The organism is bacterium (genome assembly GCA_028821235.1).
Taxonomy (GTDB): Bacteria; Actinomycetota; Acidimicrobiia; order Spongiisociales; family Spongiisociaceae; genus Spongiisocius.
Window position 1 is genome coordinate 1 of sequence record JAPPGV010000050.1, and the last position, 2286, is coordinate 2286.

General features: G+C 65.0%; 3 protein-coding genes. All 3 read right to left on the reverse strand.

Annotation, left to right across the window (positions count from 1 at the left end; translation table 11 throughout):
- Positions 1 to 541, reverse strand: a 541-nt coding sequence (gene hisG, locus OXK16_05375; protein ID MDE0375377.1) for an ATP phosphoribosyltransferase, incomplete at its 3' end; no start/stop codon positions are given.
- On the reverse strand, positions 531 to 884 hold the full coding sequence (locus OXK16_05380; protein MDE0375378.1) for a YerC/YecD family TrpR-related protein: 354 nt from the start codon (positions 882 to 884) through the stop codon (positions 531 to 533). The genes hisG and OXK16_05380, both read right to left, overlap by 11 nt.
- A gap of 379 nt (positions 885 to 1263) precedes the next feature.
- Positions 1264 to 2286 (reverse strand): molybdopterin-dependent oxidoreductase (locus OXK16_05385; protein ID MDE0375379.1); only part of this gene is annotated, 1023 nt, incomplete at its 5' end.

Below are 2286 nucleotides of genomic sequence, written 5' to 3' on the forward strand. Positions count from 1 at the left end.
CCGGCCGGAGCCCGTTGATGAGCATGGTGCTTCCCGTGGACACCAGGTCGGCCACCGCGCTCGCGAAACCCAGCTTGGGAGCAACCTCGACCGAACCGCGGAGCCGTTTCACGAGTACCCGGCTCCCGAGCTCCGAGAAGTACCGCCTGGTCAGGTTGGGGTGTGAGGTGGCAACCGCCATCCGGTCGCCGAAGTCCTCCGGCTCCCGGACCGGGGAGTCGACCGGGACCGCGACGGTCAGAGAGCACCGGCCGTAGCCGAGCGCCAGCAGGGTGGACACGTGTTCGGCACCGTTGCCGCGGCCCAGTTCCTCGAGCAGGTCGAGCCCGGTCACGCCCAGGTCGGCCACACCCGTCTCGACCAGATCCACCACGTCCTCGGCCCGCACGAAGAGGAGTTCGATGTCGGCGTTGCGCACCCTCACCGACAGCACCCGTTCGCTCTGCTCGAACGACAGGCCCGCCTCTCTCAGGAGGGAGATGGTGGGTTCCCGGAGCCGGCCCTTGTTGGGTACCGCGACGCGGAGCGATCTACCGGGCATCTTGGCCGGACCTGTCGAGCCGGTCGAGGGCGATGCGGTACCCACCGGTCCCGAACCGCCGCCATTCGTTGACCCGGCCCACGGTGGTGATGGAGGCTCCGGTTTGCTCGGACACCTGCCGGTAGGGGAGGCCCGCCTCGAGCAGCGTGGCCACTACCCACCGGCTTGAAAGCCCCTCGATCTCGGTCCGGGTACAGAGGTCCCGCAGGAAGAGCGCCATCTCGTCAACCGTCTCGAGGCTGAGCAGGGCGCGGCACAGCGCATCGAAGTCGGCAGTTCTCCAGTTGCGATCGGGCATGTTCATGGTGGCGTACTCCAGTAGGACCGGCTCGGCGCGGGTCAAGGACGGCCCGGGATCATAGCACGTTAATGTACTAGTGCACTAATACTCTAGTTTTGAAGGGAAGCTGGAAGTGACCAGTGACCAGTGATTTAGCTGTTAGGAGGCATTCACACTTTGTACGATGTAGTACTAAGAGGATGAATGTTATGAAGGAAAATGAGATCCCTAAACCTTGCCTGACGTGTGTGAACACAGTGTACGGAGTAACTGGCTGGTTCGGGGGTCGGATACGGGTAGGCGGCTCTGCTAGTAACCCTCGTTTGACCGCTTGGCGCTAGCGGGGCCGCCTGTCCCTTGACGATTCACACACTACGCGGTAACACGTCACGTTTCATCATACCACTCACCACTGACCACTGAACACCGACCACTCCCGGCATCAGGCGGCTTGCACCTGGATGGTGTGGTATCCGGTTGCTCCGTCGGGCCGGGGCGGGCGGACACTGTCGGTCTGGGTCCGGCCGGTGCCGTCGGTGGCTCTGACCGCGATCGTGTGGGCGCCGGGCGTGAAGTCATGCTCCAGGTACCACTGCCGCCAGGTGTCGATGGACAGTTCCTGGGGGAGGTGCGCGTTCGTCCAGTCACCGTCGTCGACCCGCACCTGTACCCTCGAGATGCCCCGGGTCTGGGCCCACGCGACCCCGGCGATGACGTTGGTTCCGGCCGTGATGTTCCCCTCCCGGGGTGTGTCGATCCGCGACTGGGTCTTGATAGGCGCCTGTTTGGCCCATCCTCTCGGGACCCAGTAGGCGTCGAAGTCGTTCCATCCCGTGAACTCCACCTCCGTCAGCCACTTGGTGGCGGACACGTACCCGTACAGCCCCGAGACTACGAGGCGGGCCGGGAACCCGTGCTTCAGCGGGAGCGGCTCGCCGTTCATCCCGATCGCCACCAGAGCCTCCCGACCGTCGAACACTGCGGCGGTGGGGAAGCCGACCGTGAACCGGTCCACCGAGCGGCCGACCAGCTGGTTGCCGTCCGGGCGGACGCCGGCCCTCTCGACCAAGGTCCGCAGGGGTACCCCCAGCCATTTGGCGTTGCCCACCAGGTTCCCGCCCACCCGGTTCGACACGCAGCAGAGCGTGATGTAGCGCTCCACCAGCGGCATGGCCAGCAACTCGTCATACGTGATGCTATAGGGGTTGTCGGCCCGTCCGGTGAAGGAGAGGGTCCAGGCTCGATGATCGACTTGGGGAACGCCGATAGCGGTGTCGATCACGTAGAACTCGTCGTTGGGCGTGATCAGCTCCGACACACCCTCCACCGGTGCTATCTGGGCACGAGTCGGATCCGCTACTCCCGAGACACTTGTCCTGGCAGGGGCTTGTGTGGTTGTGGTGGTCTGGGGGGCCTGCGTGGTGGTGGTCTGGGGGGCTTGTGTGGTTGTGGTGGTTTCGGGGGC